The sequence below is a fragment of the Agathobaculum massiliense genome, assembly GCF_900291975.1.
Classification (GTDB): Bacteria; Bacillota; Clostridia; order Oscillospirales; family Butyricicoccaceae; genus Agathobaculum; species Agathobaculum ammoniilyticum.
This window is the reverse complement of the sequence record NZ_OMPN01000001.1, coordinates 728,520-746,458: the sequence shown is the minus strand read 5'-3', so window position 1 is coordinate 746,458 and position 17,939 is coordinate 728,520. Positions and strand designations below refer to the sequence as shown.

The 17,939-nt window shown below is 53.4% G+C and carries 23 protein-coding genes and 1 pseudogene; 1 reads left to right on the top strand and 23 read right to left on the bottom strand.

Features of this window, described 5'->3' with window-relative positions; genetic code table 11:
- The 16 genes and pseudogenes from DBQ51_RS03860 to DBQ51_RS03775 form a co-directional block, all read right to left on the bottom strand.
- Positions 1–342 (bottom strand): plasmid mobilization protein, encoded by a 342-nt coding sequence (locus DBQ51_RS03860; protein ID WP_015564333.1) that lies wholly within the window; start codon positions 340–342, stop codon positions 1–3.
- Positions 342–524, bottom strand: coding sequence for a DUF4316 domain-containing protein (locus DBQ51_RS03855; protein WP_003500078.1), 183 nt, complete (start codon positions 522–524; stop codon positions 342–344). Before DBQ51_RS03855 ends, DBQ51_RS03860 begins: the two co-directional genes overlap by 1 nt.
- Before the next feature lie 12 nt (positions 525–536).
- Positions 537–1,127: a defense against restriction DarA-related protein gene (locus tag DBQ51_RS03850; RefSeq protein WP_242977820.1), complete on the bottom strand. Its 591-nt coding sequence runs from the start codon at positions 1,125–1,127 to the stop codon at positions 537–539.
- Positions 1,128–1,259: 132 nt separating this feature from the next.
- The gene (locus DBQ51_RS03845; RefSeq protein ID WP_055150053.1) at positions 1,260–1,661 is read right to left on the bottom strand and encodes a cysteine-rich VLP protein; all 402 of its coding nucleotides are present in this window, start codon (positions 1,659–1,661) and stop codon (positions 1,260–1,262) included.
- Between the two features lie 194 nt (positions 1,662–1,855).
- Positions 1,856–2,503, bottom strand: coding sequence for a DUF4366 domain-containing protein (locus DBQ51_RS03835; protein ID WP_107630818.1), 648 nt, complete (start codon positions 2,501–2,503; stop codon positions 1,856–1,858).
- Positions 2,490–2,756 (bottom strand): DUF4315 family protein, encoded by a 267-nt coding sequence (locus DBQ51_RS03830; RefSeq protein WP_107630817.1) that lies wholly within the window; start codon positions 2,754–2,756, stop codon positions 2,490–2,492. The genes DBQ51_RS03835 and DBQ51_RS03830 overlap by 14 nt, the downstream gene beginning before the upstream one ends.
- A 22-nt stretch (positions 2,757–2,778) precedes the next feature.
- Entirely contained in the window at positions 2,779–4,446 is a 1,668-nt protein-coding gene (locus tag DBQ51_RS03825) for a C40 family peptidase (protein WP_107630816.1), read from the bottom strand.
- Positions 4,447–4,725: 279 nt separating this feature from the next.
- The gene (locus DBQ51_RS03815) at positions 4,726–7,155 is read right to left on the bottom strand and encodes a VirB4-like conjugal transfer ATPase, CD1110 family (protein WP_407923217.1); all 2,430 of its coding nucleotides are present in this window, start codon (positions 7,153–7,155) and stop codon (positions 4,726–4,728) included.
- Complete coding sequence (locus DBQ51_RS03810; protein WP_023042364.1) at positions 7,073–7,459, bottom strand: PrgI family protein; 387 nt, start codon at positions 7,457–7,459, stop codon at positions 7,073–7,075. Before DBQ51_RS03810 ends, DBQ51_RS03815 begins: the two co-directional genes overlap by 83 nt.
- 44 nt (positions 7,460–7,503) lie before the next feature.
- Positions 7,504–8,124: a DUF7007 domain-containing protein gene (locus DBQ51_RS03805; protein ID WP_407923216.1), complete on the bottom strand. Its 621-nt coding sequence runs from the start codon at positions 8,122–8,124 to the stop codon at positions 7,504–7,506.
- 42 nt (positions 8,125–8,166) lie between these two features.
- A complete protein-coding gene (locus DBQ51_RS03800; protein ID WP_009901638.1) occupies positions 8,167–8,589 on the bottom strand; it encodes a SpoVG family protein in 423 nt (140 codons plus the stop codon).
- A 42-nt stretch (positions 8,590–8,631) separates the two neighbouring features.
- Positions 8,632–9,171: an MT-A70 family methyltransferase gene (locus DBQ51_RS03795; RefSeq protein WP_023042361.1), complete on the bottom strand. Its 540-nt coding sequence runs from the start codon at positions 9,169–9,171 to the stop codon at positions 8,632–8,634.
- A gap of 41 nt (positions 9,172–9,212) precedes the next feature.
- Entirely contained in the window at positions 9,213–10,079 is an 867-nt protein-coding gene (locus tag DBQ51_RS03790; RefSeq protein ID WP_107630813.1) for a VirB6/TrbL-like conjugal transfer protein, CD1112 family, read from the bottom strand.
- 41 nt (positions 10,080–10,120) lie between these two features.
- Positions 10,121–10,204 (bottom strand): annotated as a pseudogene (locus DBQ51_RS03785) (Maff2 family mobile element protein); the annotation flags it as partial.
- 90 nt (positions 10,205–10,294) lie between these two features.
- Positions 10,295–11,965 (bottom strand): recombinase family protein, encoded by a 1,671-nt coding sequence (locus DBQ51_RS03780; RefSeq protein WP_059086535.1) that lies wholly within the window; start codon positions 11,963–11,965, stop codon positions 10,295–10,297.
- Positions 11,966–12,163 (bottom strand): hypothetical protein, encoded by a 198-nt coding sequence (locus tag DBQ51_RS03775; RefSeq protein WP_059086536.1) that lies wholly within the window; start codon positions 12,161–12,163, stop codon positions 11,966–11,968. It abuts the gene before it with no gap.
- Positions 12,164–12,178: 15 nt separating this feature from the next.
- Between DBQ51_RS03775 and DBQ51_RS17425 the strand changes: the two genes are divergently transcribed.
- Entirely contained in the window at positions 12,179–12,376 is a 198-nt protein-coding gene (locus tag DBQ51_RS17425; protein ID WP_118688546.1) for a tweety protein, read from the top strand.
- Between the two features lie 28 nt (positions 12,377–12,404).
- Here DBQ51_RS17425 and DBQ51_RS03770 read toward each other — a convergent pair whose 3' ends face one another.
- The 7 genes from DBQ51_RS03770 to DBQ51_RS03740 all read right to left on the bottom strand — a co-directional run bounded on the left by DBQ51_RS03770 (position 12,405) and on the right by DBQ51_RS03740 (position 17,937).
- A complete protein-coding gene (locus tag DBQ51_RS03770) occupies positions 12,405–13,742 on the bottom strand; it encodes a virulence-associated E family protein (protein WP_059086537.1) in 1,338 nt (445 codons plus the stop codon).
- Positions 13,711–14,355, bottom strand: coding sequence for a CHC2 zinc finger domain-containing protein (locus DBQ51_RS03765; RefSeq protein WP_059086538.1), 645 nt, complete (start codon positions 14,353–14,355; stop codon positions 13,711–13,713). Before DBQ51_RS03765 ends, DBQ51_RS03770 begins: the two co-directional genes overlap by 32 nt.
- A gap of 65 nt (positions 14,356–14,420) precedes the next feature.
- Positions 14,421–16,001, bottom strand: coding sequence for a MobQ family relaxase (mobQ, locus tag DBQ51_RS03760; RefSeq protein ID WP_059086539.1), 1,581 nt, complete (start codon positions 15,999–16,001; stop codon positions 14,421–14,423).
- A gap of 204 nt (positions 16,002–16,205) precedes the next feature.
- The gene (locus DBQ51_RS03755; RefSeq protein WP_005930833.1) at positions 16,206–16,823 is read right to left on the bottom strand and encodes a Type 1 glutamine amidotransferase-like domain-containing protein; all 618 of its coding nucleotides are present in this window, start codon (positions 16,821–16,823) and stop codon (positions 16,206–16,208) included.
- A 298-nt stretch (positions 16,824–17,121) separates the two neighbouring features.
- Positions 17,122–17,418, bottom strand: coding sequence for a DUF3847 domain-containing protein (locus DBQ51_RS03750; RefSeq protein WP_059086540.1), 297 nt, complete (start codon positions 17,416–17,418; stop codon positions 17,122–17,124).
- On the bottom strand, positions 17,411–17,752 hold the full coding sequence (locus DBQ51_RS03745; RefSeq protein ID WP_059086541.1) for a DeoR family transcriptional regulator: 342 nt from the start codon (positions 17,750–17,752) through the stop codon (positions 17,411–17,413). Before DBQ51_RS03745 ends, DBQ51_RS03750 begins: the two co-directional genes overlap by 8 nt.
- Positions 17,749–17,937, bottom strand: a complete 189-nt coding sequence (locus DBQ51_RS03740; protein WP_025544156.1) for a hypothetical protein — start codon at positions 17,935–17,937, stop codon at positions 17,749–17,751. The genes DBQ51_RS03745 and DBQ51_RS03740 overlap by 4 nt, the downstream gene beginning before the upstream one ends.
- Positions 17,938–17,939 lie beyond the last annotated feature (2 nt).

Sequence of the window (17,939 nt, the reverse complement as noted above, 5' to 3'; positions counted from 1 at the left end):
TCACTTTGCCACCAGCTCGGAGAGCTCCCGCAGCACCTTTGACACCTCGCCCCACAGCTTTTCATAGTCCCGCTTCAATCCGTCGATTTCCTCCGGGTACACGCCATAGGTATGTGCGTGTATGGCAACCTGATTGAGATTGTTAGAACAGCGCCGTTGCAGAGAGATCAGCTCTTTTACGGGCGCAAGGTCGATGTGCAGGATATACCCATTCAGAGCCATTTTCCGTACATAAGCCCCGGCGTTGGAAATGCCCACCTCGGCCATCCGCTCATGGATGGCTGCCAGCTCGTCCGGCGTTACCATGACATGCAGATGGACATTCCGCTTGCGGTTCTCCATCAGCGTTCCAGCTCCCGGCCTTTCCGGCGCTCTTTGGGTTCCTTTACCTTATCAAGCGGTTTTGCGTCCAGCTCCGGGGGCGTGGGTGGGATGGGCGTGTTGTTGGGTACGCCGTCGATCATGTTGCAGTTCTGCTCTGTGGAGAGCTCGGCGGTTTTCAGATAGTTGTCTTTTTCGTGCATGGCGATCCTCCTCTATCGTTCCTCATGGTTTTTATGGCTCCGCTTCTGGCCGGGCTCCTTTTGGGGTTCCTGCCCTCTGGCTCCTTCTTTGAGCCGGGCGGTAATGGATGGGCGCACCCGGTCAGGATTGCCCGGTGCTGGTTTCAGTTCATAATCCTCCATCTGCTTTTCGGTCAGCGGCTTTGCGTAGGTCAGTTCGCCCCATGCCATCAGCCTGCCATCCGCCACAGGACGCCGCCTGTCGTCATCGTAGTTGACGATGGAAAGAGGCTGGTTATCCGGCGGCTTCGGGTAAGTTCCTATGTCCACGGGGCGCTGGGTGGAATAATAGCGGTAAACGCCCTCCGGTCCCAGCTCGGTATGCTTGACCGCCGCATGGTAAAGCTGCTGATAGTCGTCCATCCGGCGGTCAAAGTCCCGCTGCGCCCACGCCTGACTGGTTCCATAGCGGCCCCAGTAGTAATCCCGATGGCCGTTTTCCCCCTCGGTAAACTGCCAGGTCACAAAGGGGCTCGGCGCTCCCGGATTATGCCCCAACGCAAAGCCGTGTCCGGTTTCAAAGGTGGCAGCTTTCAAAATCACATATCCTTGTACTGTCTCCAAGAGATCCCTCCTTTCTGTGCCTCGGGCCAACATGACCCGAAGTGCTGGATGTTACGAAATAAGAGGGCAGACCGGGGAGGAATGTAATAAGATATTCCCACCCCGGAAACACCCTCAAAAAAGCCCGGAATGTCAAGCCTTTGGAGGCGGCAAATCGTAACAGCCGCCCGGCCTTTTCTCCCGCATTTTCCTCATGCGTTCCCGGCTTTTCCGGCGGTTTCCTTCGGCCTTGCAAGCGTCGGAACAGTAGGCTTGACGCCCCTCGGGCAAAAACGCCTTTCCGCAGACCGCACAGGCCCGCAGCTCCGGGGAGATGCCTTCCGTTGTCAGCGACGCTTGAAGCTCCAGGTTAAGGGGCAGGACAGCCTCACGGAAGTAACGGCAGTACGCCCCTGTCCAGCACTTGTGCAGCATATAGCAGGCACAGTCAAGAGGAAGGCATAGGCCGCTTTCCCGGTCATAGTTGGCGCACATCCCCGTGACCAGAGTGCGGATTTTCTTCTTCTCGTCACGGGTCAGCTCCCGGGCGTCCATTTAAGACTTCGGGCCACGATGGCCCGAAGGGCGGGGCTCCACGATCAGCGCCCGGAACTTCTTCCGGCACTGTTTTTTCTTTCCTTTGCACTCCTTGTAGTAACGGCATCCCTTACAAGGGTCGTCATTGTCCCAGCCGGGGTGCGGTACTTCCTTCATCATTCGTTCAAAAGGGCTGCTTGTAAAATTCATTCTCATTCCTCCGTATCTTCCTCCCACGGCGGGGTATCTTCGTCCTCGGGTTCCTCTGCGATCTCCTCCAGCTCCCCGTCCTCATATTCGCAGTAATCATCCTCCAAATCCGGGGCCTCATGCTTCGGCTTGTAAATCTTGAAATAGTAACCAATCCCACCGCCGGCCAGCACCACCGCGCCGATCAGGAGCAGAGAGAGAAGGGGGCTGTCCTTTTTCTCCGGCTCGGGTTCCGGTACTTCCTCCACAGGTTCGGTGGGCTTTGGCTCTGGCTCCGGGGTCACTTCTTGGGGCGGTTCCTTACCCTGTTCGGCAAGAGGCAGAAGGTCGTCTGTGGTAACGGTATTGAGGAAATAGACGTTCTCGCTGGTTTTCTGTTTGTCGATCACCAGATAAAACACGCTCTCGTCTGCGGTGGTGATGGTGTAGAACTCTTTACCGTCCTCGTCGGTGGCGTTGTCCACCACGGTTCCCGTCCCGTCCGGGGTAAAGGGGTTCTGGGTTTCCGGCTCCGCTTCGGTTTCCACCGGGGCGGGCGTTGTCTCCGGCTGCGGCTCGCTGCTCTGTGCATAAGCCGGGACTGTAAAGATCAGGCAACACAAAAGGCTGGCAGCTATCGCCGCCAGCCTGCGGTATTTAATTTTCTTCATGGGCTGTGTCCTCCTTTTCGGGTGCCTCCGGCTTCGGGTCAGTATGGCCCGAAGTGGTAAGGCTGTTTTTGGGGTCATTCAGAAAAGCCATCAGCTGGGCGGGCGTCAGTTTGAGGGAGCGCACCGCCTGCACGATCTGGCTGTTTTCTTCCTCCTGTTTCTGCTTTTCCAGCTCCCGGATTTTGGCCTGCCACTCGGCAGCCTTCTCCCGGGCTTTTTCCAGTTCCTTATCGAGCTTGTCGATCTTGTTCATGCAAGGACTCCTTTCCTCTGGCTCACAGACGCCCGAAGGCATAGAAATGTGTCTGCCAGTAGCTTGAATTGATGTTTGCGTATTGGATGGGCGAACCACAATGGAGCATCATCCCGTCGCCCACATAAATCCCCACATGGGACACAGGGCCGGGGCTGTCATAGGTTCCCGTGAAAAAGATAATATCGCCGGGCTTTGCCTCGGAGGGGGAAATGATAGCACACTGGTTGTAAATGCCCTGCGCCGTGGTACGGGGCAGGTTGTGGACGCCGCTGGCCGTGTACACCCAGCAGACAAAGCCCGAACAGTCAAAGGAGGTGGACGGGCTGGAGCCGCCCCACACATAGGGCCAGCCGATGTACTTTGTGGCTTCTTCCATGAGCGCCGCAAAAGCCGGGTCATCCAGCGCCTCGCCGGGTATCTCATAGCTGGGGCCGGTATCTTCGCCGCCGTTGTAAATCCCTTCCCACAGATAGGGTTTGTTGCCTTTGAGCTGTTGCATAACGGTGTAGATTTCCCGCTGCTGTTCGTTAAGCCTCGGCAGGATCACGGCGGGCAGCGTCTTGTTTGTGAGGGTCACATTGAGAATGTAATACTCATAGGGGACTTCCTCGGTGGTGGTTTCCCCGGTCTCCGGGTCGGTGCTGGTTTCGGTGCGGTAGCGTATCTCGACTTCCTCCGTCAAGGTCAGCTCATACTGTGCCTCGAAGATCTCCCGCAGTTCGTCCTGCACCTGTTCCCGGAAATACACATGGTACTTTGCCGAAAGATAGGATGCCAGCTCATAGGGGTTATGGCCGATCTCGTCCACGGAATAGCGGTACTCGTCATAGCCGGGATGGGTGCTTTCGATGTTCGCTACCGTCTGCGCCAGCTCGTTTTCCAGTGCCGTGTAGTCCTCGTCCACGCCCAGCAGGTCCGTATCCTCCGAGGCGTAGGAGGTGCCGGATAACGCATTGGCAAGGCCGCTGCCAAGCGTGGGAAAGATAGAGCTTACCGCCGACACAAGAAAACAGAGCAGCAACAGCAGGAGCAGGACCAGCACCGCCACGGGATGACGGGTCACAAACTGCGCCGCCCGACGGGTCGCAGTTCCCGAAGCGGCAGCGGTTTTCTTTGCGGCCTTTGCGCCCTGTTTTGCAGCCGCCTTTGCTTCTTTGGAATACCGGCGTTTCAGTTTCCATTTCTGCTGCACACGGGAAAGCGGATTGCTGGCAAGTTCCGGGTGCTCGGAGGCCATCTTTTGAAAATCCACATTGGCCCGGGCTTTTATGTCCTTCCGTTCCCACTTTGCCACCTTCCGGGCTGGGTGTTCCCGCCAGCGGCGTTTGGCATAGCGGGTCAGTTTCCGGGCTCCGGCCTCTGCGGCCAGCTCGGATTTATGGGCTCCTTCCACACCCACATTTTCATGCTCAACCTCGTGTATCTTGTTGTGGACATAGAACCACGCTTCTGTGCGGGCTCCCCAGACTGCCTTTTTTGCAAGCCCCGGCGGCTTCTTCGCTGCCCGTTTTGCCTCGGTCTTGTCCAGTTTCTCCCGGGCCTTTCCCAGCTTTTCCCCGGCGTGTTCCGCTTTTGCCTGTGCTTTCTGGTACTTGTCCTTTTTGCTCCCGGCCTTCTCGGCGGAGCCCTCCGGCTCCTGTGCCTTGCCGGTATCCTGCGGCCTGCCCGCTTCATCTTCCTGCCTCATGCGGTCAGAGGGACGGCTTTTCCGGCTGTCCTCTTGAAACTTGCCGCTTTTGGACTTCGGGCCATCATGGCCCGAAGGGCTGTCCTGTCCGGTATCCTCGTCCTCAAACCGCAGACGTCGGGATGGTGCGGGGGAAGGTCTTTCCCGTTCAGCCGGTCCGGGGCGATTGCCCCCGGTATCCTCCGTCGGCCCCGTCCTTTGAAAATTCCGTTTGTCCGGTTTCTTTCCGATGATGTATCCCTCCTTTCCAAACCTCGGGCCAGTATGGCCCGAAGTGTGTTATGCCCGGTTCATTTCCTGTTTTTTGTCCTCCGGGCGGGTGGTCATAATGGCGTACAGCTCTGTGTTCTGCGGGAAGCGGTCAACAAACGGGATGGTGGTGTTCCCGAAGAACAGCAGCCCTTCGCCGGAATTGGTATGGGTCACATAGGAAAGCTGATGGGGGCTGATCCCAAGCTGTTTGGCTAAAATCTGCCGGTCCCCCTGTGCCTGCGAGAGAAGCACAAGGAAGTCCGAGTTTTCAAAGATGTTCTCGATCTCCGGGCTTGCCAGAAAATCCTTCACGTTCTGCGTTAAAGCACTGGGAACGCACCCTTTTTTTCGCAGCATTTTCCAGATCGCCACACAATAGCTTGCCGTCAGACGGTCACGGAGCAGCACATGAAATTCGTCGAAGTAGCACCATGTAGCGATACCGCGCAGGAAATTCATGGACACCTGCGAGTTTACCAAGTCCTGCATAATGAGCATGGCAATCGTCCGAAGCCCGGCACCCAGCTTTTTTAAGTCAAGGCATACCAGACGGCGGTTCAGGTCCACATTGGTTTCATGGTTGAACACGTTAAGGGAACCCGACACATAGATTTCAAGGGCAGTTGCCAGCCGTACCGCCTCGCCCTCCGGCTGGGAACAGAGCAGGTCATACAGGGTTTGGAGGGTCGGCATTTTGCTTGTTTCCGGGTCCTGCAAGTGTTCCCGGTACATCTGGCGTACACAGCGGTCAATGACGGTACGCTCCACAGGCTGCAAGCCGTCCTTGCCGCCGACGATCAGCTCCATCAGCGACAGGATAAAGTCGGCTTTCAGCGCCATCGGGTTTTCCTCGTCAAAGCTCAGGTCAATGTCCATCGGATTGATGTGGTGGGGGCTGTCCGGGGCGATCTCGATGACCTGTCCGCCCAGCCGCTTGATAAGGGGCGAGTATTCGCCCATCGGGTCCACCACAATGATCCGGTCACGGGTGGCAAGGAACACGTTCACAAGCTCCCGCTTTGCGGCAAAGGATTTGCCGGAGCCCGGCACGCCGAGGAACAGGCCGTTGGGGTTTTTGAGCTTTTTCCGGTTTGCCATGATGACGTTATGGGAAAGTGCGTTGAGCCCGTAATAGACGGCTTCGCCATCCATGCGGAGCTCCTGCGTCATAAAGGGAACGAAAATGGCCGTGGAGCTGGTCGTCATGCCACGCTTGATCTCAATGCCGTTATGACCCAGCGGAAGGCTGGAAAGAAAACCGTCCTCCTGCTGGAAGTCCAGCCGCTTCAAGGTGCAGTTGTATTTCTGGACGATACCCGACACCGTGAACAGGTCATTGTCCAGCTCCCGGCGGGTCGGGGCCATGTTTACCACAAGGAAGGTCAGCAGGAACATTCTTTCATTCCGGCTCTGTAAATCTTCCAGAAGGGTCTTTGCGTCGTTGCTGTACGTTACAAGGTCGGGCGGAAGTATGTCCATGTCGTACCCTGACCGGGCTGCCTTCTTTTGTTCCTCCACCTTCATCTTGTCAATGTCGGAGACTTTGGCCTTGATGGATTTTACGGCGGCGGCCTGATCGACGGTCTGGATATGGAGGGTGATGGTCATTTCCGCATCCATTTCCAAAAGCTCCGCCAGCAGCTTGTCCGAGAGCTCCGAGGCCAAAATCTGCAAGTAGGAGGCGGCGCCCCAAGTCGTCCCCACCCGGAACAGACGGCTGAAACGGAAGTCGAAGCTGTCCGGGGCGATAAAGTCTTTGGTGGAAAGCCCGGTTTTGGGGATCATATCCCATGAAAACCGGAAGGGGGAGCCGCTGCCGGGGTGGAGCTGCCCGTGAAGAAGCTCCAACCGTTCCAGCCCCGAAAGGGAGCGGCACTTGACGCCCAGCTTTTTGAAGTTCCCGCAAATGTCCGCCTCTACACGTTCCAGCCTTGCCCTGGCGGTGGGAAGGTCGTCCACGTTCACGCCGAAGGTCAGGAGCTTTGTGCGGACAATGCCGTTGTTGCTTTTGGCGATCTGGTTTTCCAGCATTTCCACATACTCACACCGGACGCTGTTGTAATCGTCATCCTGCATTGGGATGTTCACGCTGTACCGGCTGCCCGGGCGGCTCCGGTGGTTGAGGAAGGAAAGCTGGAACGGAAGGCTGCTGTCAAAGTAGTTGAGGCAGGCGCTCCACCCGTCAAAGATGGCTGCCTGATCTTCGGACTGTGCGAGCTGGTAGTTGATGTCCTCGTATTCAATGGTTTTGGTGTAATAGCGGTCCGCTACCCGGCACACCCCGTCCCGGTACATTTCACGGTAAGGGAGGGTCTGCTGGGCGGTGGTGGGAATGTCCTTTCCCTTTGTGAACAGGCCGAGAAGGCCCGTTTTGTCAGGCTTTCTGCCTGCGGGCTTTCCGGCCCTTCTGTTGTTTCGCAATCGGCTGCGCCTCCTTTCTGGCGCTAAGCAGCGCATAGAAGTTTTCGGTTTTGTAAGGCCGCACACGGGGATAGAGGAACCGGGTGCGGATGATATTTTTCAGCACTTTTTCCAGCGGCAGGCCGTCCCGTTCATACATAGCCAGAAAGAAGAACGGGAGCATGAGGCCGATCATCAGGAACATGGCGGCGCTGTTCCCGATACTTCCACGGGAAAACAGGTAGGCCGGGAGCCCCACCGCCGCCGCGCCGGAAAAACAAACAAGCTGGCGCTTCGTCAGATTGAAGGCCAGCTTTGTCTTGATTTTGGAAAGGTCTTTTGGTACTGGCACATAGGCCATTTGGGTACACCTCCTTTACTGCTTCGGGCCAGCATGGCCCGAGGTTATCTTGCGGCCTCTTTGGCTGGGGCTGTACTGCGGGCAGCTTCGACGGCTTCTCGTCCGCTCTGCCTTGCCCGCCAGTATTCGGGGTTATACTGCCGGATGGACTGATTGAGGTTTTCTTCAAACTGCTCTTTGTCCTTAATGCGGTCAGGGATGTTCCACAGTTTTTTGTCCAGCAGCTCCCGGAGCACCACACTTTCCTGTGCGTCCTCCTCATAGCAGATATAGCCCTTATCCTTGAAACCGCACTTTTTGGCCGCTGGGGAGAGGACGGCGGCTACCTCATTTGCCACCATCGTTCCGCCGTGGCTGGCGGTAGATACCAGAAACACCCCCGGACAGAGGGTTTCACAGCTCTGCACCTCGCCCCACGGGGAGCTTTTCGGCGCATGGAACATTCCGCCCGTCCGGCTCCGGTCCGCCTGCATGAGCGCCGCCTTTTCCAAGATGGCTTTCAGTTCTGGGGAAAAATAGGCATATTCCCGAAGGACACGGGCGGCCTCCCCGCCGCAGGCGTTCATCAACAGGGTATAGGCGTCGCTGTCCGCTTTGGTACAGCGGCCCAGCAGTTTTCCGTCGTAATAGCAGGCCGCGTCATAGCCCGTCCGTTTGCGTGGCATGGTTCCCGCCTCCTTTCTGCTTCGGGCCAGCATGGCCCGAGGTCAACGCTCTGCACCACGGCTGGGCTTTTCCTTCGGAGGCCGTTCCGCCTTTGCCTGTTCGGCAGCCGCTTTCCCGGCCTTGAGCTGGTCGCTGATGGACGCACGCCCCACAGAGCCGCGCTCCGCCATCTGTTCCAGCTTTGCCTCATAGGCTTGCAGAACAGCGGTGTTGAGCTGTTCCCGGAACTCCTTTGTGACAGGGTAGGCCATATCCCGATAGCCGCCTTTGCCGTCCGGCTGGCTGGGCATCCCAAGAAAGAGGCCCTTGCTGCCCTGTACGATTTTCAGATTTTCCACCACAAAGCAGTCATTGAATTTCACGCTGGCAAAGCCCATGAGGTTTTTCACAGGTTCAATGACCCGCACGCTTACATCCAGCTTTATAGGGGCGGCTGGTGTTCCGCCCGCAGTTTTTTCCTGCATGGATTTCTCCTTTCCGCTTCGGGTCAGCATGGCCCGAAGCTGTTACAAGTTTACAGTGCTTTCAACTTCGTTTCCCCACACGTCCCATCCGGGCTTTTTTTCTCTGGCGAACAATTCCACTCGTGGTATATCGCCCATCAGTTCTACAATTTTCCGCCTGGCCTCGTCCGGCTTTTTACTGTGACGCTCTATCGGGGAAACAATAAGCTGATGAACACCGGCAGACTTACGCTTCGGATGTCCTTTTACTGCTAAAAGACAAATTTCTGCATTGCCTCTGGTCCAATACCCCAGACCGTAAAACCATGAGTAGGAGCGCCGGTTCCTCTTTATCCATACAAAAGCCACAGAACGATAAGAAAAGCCCCATGCTTTAATGACCTTTAAGGCTTCCGGCAGTTGTGGGAATGTTGCCCACAGAAACAAAACGCTGTCTTTTGCAGCCAAGTCGGCCACTGGAAGGGAACAGATTTCTTCAATACTCATAGTGGGATAATGAAGCTCTGCTGATCCCTGCCTGTTTTTCTGCTCATACCGCCACGGTGGATCTGCATAGATTATCGAAAATTTTTCTTTCGGCATGATCCTCCTTTCCGCTTCGGGTCATCATGGCCCGAAGTCTCTTAATGGCAGCCGAAGATGGATTTTGCAAGACTGCCTGTTTTGAATAAGGTAAAACACAGCAGCACCGTATATCCCACACAGCCCCAGATCGCCCCGATGGGGTCGCCGTCGGTGGCGATACTCTGGATCAGCACCGCATAGATGGCGACACAGACTAAGATCAACAGACCTTGAAAGCCCACCGCAAAGAGGGAGCGGAAATAGTTCTGCCCCATGTGTCCGGTTTCCCTGTTGGGGACTGTGGCAAACGGGATAGGTGCTAAACTTGTGAGTAAATAAATTTCAATCATACGGCCATATACGATGACGAAGATCACGATGTTTAAGGCAATCATGGTAAGCTGGATCAGGAAGGATTGTAGCCAGAGTCCGAACAGAGGGCCTAACTCCATCGCTTCAAGCTCTGTCCGCAGACTGTCCAGCACATCCGGCGTGATCTCTGTCCCGTTCTGGATAATGCCCGCTGACTGCTGTATCACATGCTGGCTCACATCAAAGACCGCCAGCACGATATTGAAGGTATTCGTCAGGATCATCACAGCCACAAAGGTTTTGAACACCCACTTAAAAAACATCCATGTGTCAACTTCATGGAGGTTGTTGCGTTCTATGAGCATCTGTATCAGTTCATAGGTCATAACAAAAGTGAGGATGACCCCGGCGATTGGCAGAATGGCAGTTTCGGAGATCTGTAGTATCATGGAAAAGACCCCGGCGTTCCAGTCCGCCGGGGTCGTGCCTACCTGTGTGGCGATCTCGCCAACGCTCTGATTGACGTTATCGAAAAGGCCGTCCAGATTTCCCATAATACCATCGACGAGCAGACCTTTCAGCCATTCAACGATTGCGTCGATGATAAAGTCCATACATCAGCTCCTTTTCTGGAAAAAGGGACAACGGGTGACACTTAGCTGAACAGGCCGGACAGCAGAGGGATAAGCTGAAGGCCGATCAGAACGACACCGCCGCCAGCCATGAGCTGTTTTATCCCCAATTAGGTGTAAAACTCTGCTCGATGGCGGGCGGCGGCGTACAAAAAATCTATATGGTGTTTTTAAGAGAACCGTCCCGGCGGGACAGGTCAGGCAGTGACCTGTTCCACCTCCGGGATGGGTTTGAGATTAAAATGAATTTCGATAGAAATGTGTCTTGTTTTATCTTCGTCAATGCGCTCATGCACGACGATTTCTTTGATTAAGCGGTTAAGGGTGGCTGCGTCCAGCTCTGTGATGTTGGCGTATTCCTGAATGGCTTCCACCCATTGTTTTGCGTCATTGGCAAGCTGGACTTCATCAGACAGCCGCTTTCTGCCCTCGGACACTTTTGCTTTAAGCTCCGTCTGCTCGGTCTGTGTCTTTTCCAGCATGGTGTTGAAATTCTGCTCACTGATACGCCCTGCAATCATATCCTCATAAAGCCGCATGACCATTTTGTCCAGAACCTCAATCCGTTCCTCGTCCCTTGTAAGGGAGCGTTCCATTGCTTCCCGCTGTTCCCGCTGCTCGGCTTCACAGGTATTGGTCAGGCGGTCGGCAACCGCTTCCCCATCCATCAGGGCAGCTCTGGCACATTCCCGGATTTTCCGCAGCACATGGCTGTAAAGGGTGTCATAATCAATCCGGTGCTGGGTGCAGTGGTTCTTTCCAAAGGCGTTGTAGGTCTTGCAGGAATAAATCCGCTGGGGATGTTTTGCGTTTGTGTAGCGTATCGTCAGCGACTTCCCACACTCGCCGCATTTTACCAGTCCGGCAAACAGGCTGATTTCATTGGTCTGCCCCGGACGCTGGCGGGATTTCAGCTTATTCTGCACAATGTCAAAGCTCATGCTGTCAATCAGCGGTTCATGCTGCCCCTCCACCACAATCCAGTCCTCCGGCTTCTTTTCCCCAATCGTGCCGATTTTGAAACGGTAGTCTTTTTTCTGGGAAGCAATCGCCCCGGTGTAGACGGGATTCATCAAAAGGTCTTTGATAACGGAGAAGTCCCACATATACCGCCCGTTTTCCGGGTCTTTCTTTTCCCATTTGGTGCGGGTATTGCGAAGCCCCCGTTCCCGGTTCCACCATGTGGGGCAGGGGATTTTTTCTTCCTCCAGCCGTCTGCGGATATAGTTCGGACCATGACCGTTCAGGGCATATCCGAAAATCAGTCGCACAATCGGGGCGGTTTCCTCGTCAATGAGCAGATGGTTTTTGTCCTCCGGGTCTTTCCGATACCCAAACGGGGCAAGACACCCGGTAAACTGTCCTTTCTGCGCTTTCAGAAGATAAGAGGAATGGACTTTCTTGGAAATATCCTTGCTGTACATCTCGTTCAGGATATTCTTGAACGGGGCAATATCGTTGTTATCCCGCAGGGTGTCGATACCGTCATTCATGGCGATATAGCGGACACCGTTTCTTGGGAAAAAGTCCTCAATCAAATGCCCGGTTTGCAGATAGTTCCGCCCCAGTCGGCTGAGGTCTTTCGTGATGACAAGGTTGATTTGCCTGCGCTCAATGGCTCTCAACATTCTCTGTAAATCAGGACGCTCCATATTAAGACCTGTGAAGCCATCGTCCTGATAGACTGCCACAACCTCCCATCCCTGCTTTTCGCAGTATTTTTCCAGCATATCACGCTGGTTTGCGATACTGGCACTTTCGCCTTGCAGGTCATCGTCCTTTGACAGTCTGCAATAGACCGCTGCACGATAGCCCCCGGCAAGTGCCGAACCGATTGTTCTGTATTCCATTTCGTTCATCATAGCCATTTACCCACACAATCCAGACGGTATCTGGCTCTTTTGAACCTCATCTGCATTATACTCCATATCTTTCTTTTTGACAAGATATTCTTTTGTATTTGTCTTTCCATATTTCTGGGAAATCAGGCTGACGAACACATCGGTTGCGTCAAGCTCCCCGTCAAACACAGTAGTCACATGAATCTCTGTTTTGTTTTTTGCCATAGGCAGTGATCCTCCATACATGAAAATAGCCAGACAGAGGGTGTCGGCAACGAAGTCCGGCAACGGGCTTCAAAAGACCTTGCAAACAATCTCAATCTGGCGATGGTTACTATTTATACTTTTCTTTTATTTTTCTGTTGTTTTGGTTGTTATAAGGGAGAAAAGCCCGGAAATAAGGGGTTTTCCCCGGCAACCGGCTCGGCAACGGGATAGCAACAGGGGGTGCAACGGGCTGTCATTTTCAGAATGGAAGCTCCATCTGTTCTGTGACCTCCACAAAACCGTCCATCGTTTTTTCAGACGGGTTGCATAAGTCCGTTGCCGGGTTTTCACGCTCCCAGCCCTTTTGTCTGCCGTATTCGGAAAACATTCTTGGATTCGGGAAGTACCGCCAGCGGTCAATGCACTGGTTCATAATCTCGTTGATTTCCCGGATTTCCCATTGCTTCGGCTCGTCAAAAGCATGGTTCAAGGCTTCCTTATAGAGCTGCTTGGAGCAGACCATGTTCCCTGTGTACTTATCAAGATACGCCTGTATCATCCCGGCTTTGGTGTCCTCTGGCATAAAATCCCGCTGGTGTTCTTTGAGATACCGCTGCATGGCGGGGCTGAAAGCCAGCTTGAACCTGCCGCTTCGGTAAATCTCCATCGCTTCTGCCCACATCTGCTCGATATAGGCTCTAGAAGCAGCTTCGTCCTCCAAAATGTGAACCTCGGCTTGCTCCGGGTACACCATGACCGGGATAAAGCGGCGGTTGCCGGAACGGTCAAGGGGCAGGAAGTCAAGGGCATTGGAAGTGCCGCCAAACACGCACTGACGGGGGCGGTCTGCCGGGTGGGTTTCATAAGGTATCTTGTAAACCTCTTTCTGCCGGCTTAAAAACGACTTGATTTCCTCAATGCTCTTGGCGTTGGCGGTTGCCATCATTTCCGACATTTCGATAATCCAGTGACCTTGCAGCTTGCGGTACACATTGTCATCGTCCAGCTTCCGCAAATCATCGGAGAACCACTCGTCCCGGACTGCCAGCAGACGGAAGAATGTGGACTTGCCAGCCCCCTGACCGCCTACCAGACAGAGCATGATTTCAAACTTGCATCCCGGCTGAAAGGCTCGTGTGATAGCGCCCAGCAGGAACAGCTTCAACGCTTCATAGGTGTAATCGTCTGCGTCAGCCCCCAGAAAGTGCCGCAGACAGAAACGGATTCGCTCTGTCCCGTCCCACACAAGGGCACTTAGGTAGTCCCGGATGGGATGGTACTTGTTTTCATTCGCCACAATCCCGATGGCGTTATCAATCTTTTTCTCATTGGTAAGCCCGTAGGTTTCTTCCAGATAGAGAAGCAGATACTTCATATCCGTATCGTTTAAGGCGGTGCTTTCCCTGTGGAAGCCGATGGGCTTTATGATGTCCTTGCGGTCGGTCAGGATGTTGTATGCGATAGCCCCGGAAAGCAGCGGGTCACGCTGGAATACGGTCAGACAGTTCCGTATGCTCTGACGGACACCGCCTTTCTCGGTAGTTTCCAGCCCCGCCTTGATTTCCTCAATGCTCTGGGGTGGCTGCATGGCGTTCATGGTGCTTTTTAGTTCTTGCTGCGTCTGTGGCTGCAAGCTCTGCCATTCGCTGTTCAAGCTGTATCACATCCTTTCCGTAGTCCGTAATCAAAGCCGCTTTTTCCTCTGTTTCCCCGAACAGCAGCACATCCAGCAGATATTCCACTTGATCTTGCTTCTGTAAGGCTTCTATAAACCGGGGATGAAAGGCTTCCTCCGGGGAGTGCGGGGCATAATCCTTTCTCCATGCCCGGAGCAGGTGGCGATAGTCGGCAAGAATACGGAAGCAGCGGTTTTTTGCTTCCTGAAACTGTTCCTCCGGGGATTTCTGCCGGGGCTTGGGCTTTTTCGCCTTTCCCGGCGGCTTCCAGTCCTCATAGGAAAGCCCGAAGTCCTGTGCCAGTTGTACGGCGGCTTCTTTCTTTCCCAGCCCATACAGGGCGGCGGCAAAATCAATCACATCTCCATCCGCACCGCAGCCGAAGCAGTGGTAACGCCGATCCAGCTTCATGCTTGGGGTTTTATCGTGATGGAACGGGCAGCAAGCCATCCCGTTCCGACCTACATGGATTCCATAATGCTCCGCAGCCTGTCTTGTTGTGACGGACTGCTTCACAGCTTCAAATACATTCAAATCTATCCCTCCTTGAAAAAAAGAAAAGCACCTGACATTCTCTGATTGAAAATGGCAAGTGCCTGTTAAAGTTCCATATCCTGTTGTTTGTGTTTTGTCTGTTCTTGGGCGGTTCTTTGTGCTTTTTTCTCGTCAGTCTTATCCTGCAAGATTTCTTTGATAGGCTGTTTCTTGGGCGGCTCTTTACTTTCCTCTGTGCCGGGGGTGGCTTTCCGTACCCAGTAGCGGATGTCCCGCAGTTTCTTCAAATCAGCCTGTACCTCGGTCAGAGGTGTTTTCAGGGCTGCAATTTCTTCCAGAAGCGTTTCCTGCTCCTCTTGCAGCTTCTTTTGGGTGCTGTCCTTATCGTCCGGGTGCTTGGCAAGGTAGGCAGCGGCTTTCGCATACCGGGCAACCTCCGGGTGTTCCTGTTTGAATTTTTCCTTTGTTTTCTTAAAAAATATCTTCTGGTACTTCTCATAGACAGCCTTACATTCTTTGCAGTCTGTCCGGCTGGCAAGAATCCCGTCAATCACTTTGCTTCGGGCTTCCTTTGGCTTCATCTGATTGCGGTAATCTGCGGCTGATTTCCCGGAGGATTCCAGAAATGCTTCTAAGTCCTCCACAGTGGAAAGCTCCTTTTGCCGGAGATAGGACAAGGCTTCGCTGACTGCCTTTAAGTCCTGTGAAGTCCCCCGGTTCTGTCCAGCCCTCGTCCAGCTTTTTCGTTCTTCCTTTCGTATCTCCATATATTTCATCAGCAGGTTGGGGAGAAGCGTTGCTTCCTCCGCCGCTTTTTGTGCAAGCAGCTCTTTCCGTTTTTCGCCCAGCTCGGCAATCCAGCCCTTGAGGTTGTGGATGAGCTGCCGGATGGACTTCATCAGGCTGTTGGCGGCTCTGATTTCCCGGTTCAGGTTTCCGATATTCGTCTGGATACCCCGCTTTTCCATCTGCCGGACAGCAGCTCCCTCATGAACAGTAGGGACTATATCAAGCCCCTGTCTGGCATAGGAACGCAAGTCCACACGCTCCGGGCGGTCATTGGCTTCCAGATAGCGGTTCTGGATGACCTCCCATTCATGCCGCCAGATTTCACAATACTTCTGGTCGTTCCAGTCAACCGTATCCTCCTTGTGGCTTTTCCACCTGCCGGATGGCAGCTTTATCCGTTCCCCATTCTCGTCAAGGTCATAAACCTTGCGGCTCTTGGGAAGCCATTTCCCATGCTCGTCCATTGCCCGCATAGTCAGCAGGACATGGGCGTGGGGATTGTGTCCCGGCGGGTGGGGGTCATGGATGGCAAAGTCAACAATCATCCCTTTGGAAACAAACTGCTGTTCACAAAACTCCCGGACAAGGACAGCATATTGGTCGGGCGGTATCTCTCTTGGGATGGTAAGCACCCACCGCCTTGCAAGCTGGGAGTTCCATTGCTTTTCCACCGCTTCGGCGGCGTTCCATAAGATATTGCGGTCTGCATACGACCGTGGGGCGTTTGCCGGGAGCAGAATTTCATTGTGGACAATACCACGCTTTTCCGGGTAGTGCTTCACTTGCTGGTCGTATTCACAGAACAGCTTTTCGCCGCTTTGGTAAGCAGCGGCGGCAACCGCAGACTGCCGCTGGCTGCGCTGAACAATCGTGATTTCGTTGTGTGGACAGGGCATTTCGTGTCCCTCCTTTCGGTAATTGGTGGATGGGGTGGCGTTTTACCACCTCATTTTGGGCAGAAAAAAAGCAGGAGATCTTTTTTCAGATTTCCTGCTCGGTGTGCCGCTGTGTGGGCGGCGGGTATTTAGTTGTAAAAGTTCGGGACAAGTTGACCCGATGTGAAGCTGACAAACTGGAATTTGACTAATCCTACATGTGCATCATATTACACTCATGTAATTATCCTCTACATAAACAGCTTTTCCATCAGCAAGCTTAATCTCATCTTTGCCGTTCGGTAATACTGTTGTTTCAGAACCATTCCAATGGGGGATAATAGGATTGTCAATAATATGTAATCCATCTGTTAAATTTCCCGCCGCATACATACTTCCTGCACTGATTCCGACATATATAAGTCCGTTTTTAATTGCATTATTAAGTATTCTATCAAAACCAGTTCTAGACATTTCACGACAAAGCACAGATACATCACCACCACTGACAAAAACAGCATCAAATTGGTTTAATTCTTCAAAAGTTAATAGCCTTGTAAGCATAAACGGGGTTGTAACATACGAAGAATAGGTTCTTTGATAGTCTTTTGAAAGAATTAATTCCAGATTGTACACTAATATATTTTCGTACTGAATTCCCATTAGAAAGAGTTCATGAAAACATATTGCAAGCGACTCTCTTGCACCATCTGTTTCAATGCCAGCTGTTGGAATATAAAGCACTTTCACATCCTTCGGACACTTTCCAATAATATCAAAGAATTTCTCTTTCATCTTATCGGTCAACCCTGCAGATGTAAGAAATAGATGTTTTCCATTCATATTCTTTTACCTCGTCAAACTCCGATTTGTTGTCATCTTCATTATACTTCACTGCCTATCAAAAAGATAGCATATTTTATGAAACTTGTCGGCTGGGAACAGCTTGCAACGCAAGATGTCCCCAGATGGCAAGTCCACAAAAGGGTAGCTGGCGGCAGCCAGCGCAGGGGAAGCGTAGCGTCCCCTGTATGATTTGGAGCAGACCTTGACTGCGGAAAATCACAGCCCTCCGGCGAGGAGCCTTCGGAGAACGCAATGCACCAACCTCTGGGTGGTGTATAATTGCGCCCTTAGTAAACTAAGGGGTTTCCGGCTTCTTCCGTTCCAGCAGTTTTTTCAATAGTTCCTGCGTGTCCTGTCTGTGAAAAATGAGGTTCAATAACAGCATGACATCATCATCTGTCAGGCGTTCCGGCTCTTGCAGAAAACTTTCCAGCATACCGCCACGAGTACAGAGCCGGTGCGTCCGTTCCTTTCGGGTAAGCTGCTTCAACTGGTGCTGTAATGCCTTTTCATCATTGATGGCTTTCCGCAGTTTCTTTTCACTTTTTTCCAGCTCCCGGTTGAGCTTTTCCAGCTTTGAGGTATCAGGCAAGGGCAGCGTCCTCCTTTCCCGGTATCAGCACATAAATTCTGTTGGGTTCTCCAACGCCCTGACGCACCCGCATGATAAGTCCGACAGTTTCCAGTTCATTCAGAGAACGCTTGACCGTCATGGGGCTGCGGGACAGGACAGCGGCAATAGCTGTGACAGGGAAGCAGACAAACAAGATTCCGTTCTCGTCCTCCTGCCCGTTGGAGAGCATAGCATCCAGCATCCGGCAGTACATGATCTTTGCGGTGCTGCTGACTGGAAATCCCGTCAACGCTCTGGGAAAGGGCATACAGGGCGGCAGTGGTGTGTCTATCGTCATAAATTCAAAATTCATTCGGTGTGTTCCTCCTTTTTCTTTGCTCGTTTGGATAAATAACGGGGGCAGTCAACCACAACCGCCCGGAAGCTCTGCTTGCACCCATGCTGGCATTTCCGGCATAATTCGTTGTAAGTGACACGCCCCCGGTCATTGAGGTAAAAGGAAAGCTCATGCTTCCTCTTTTTGCTCATTCTCGGCATAT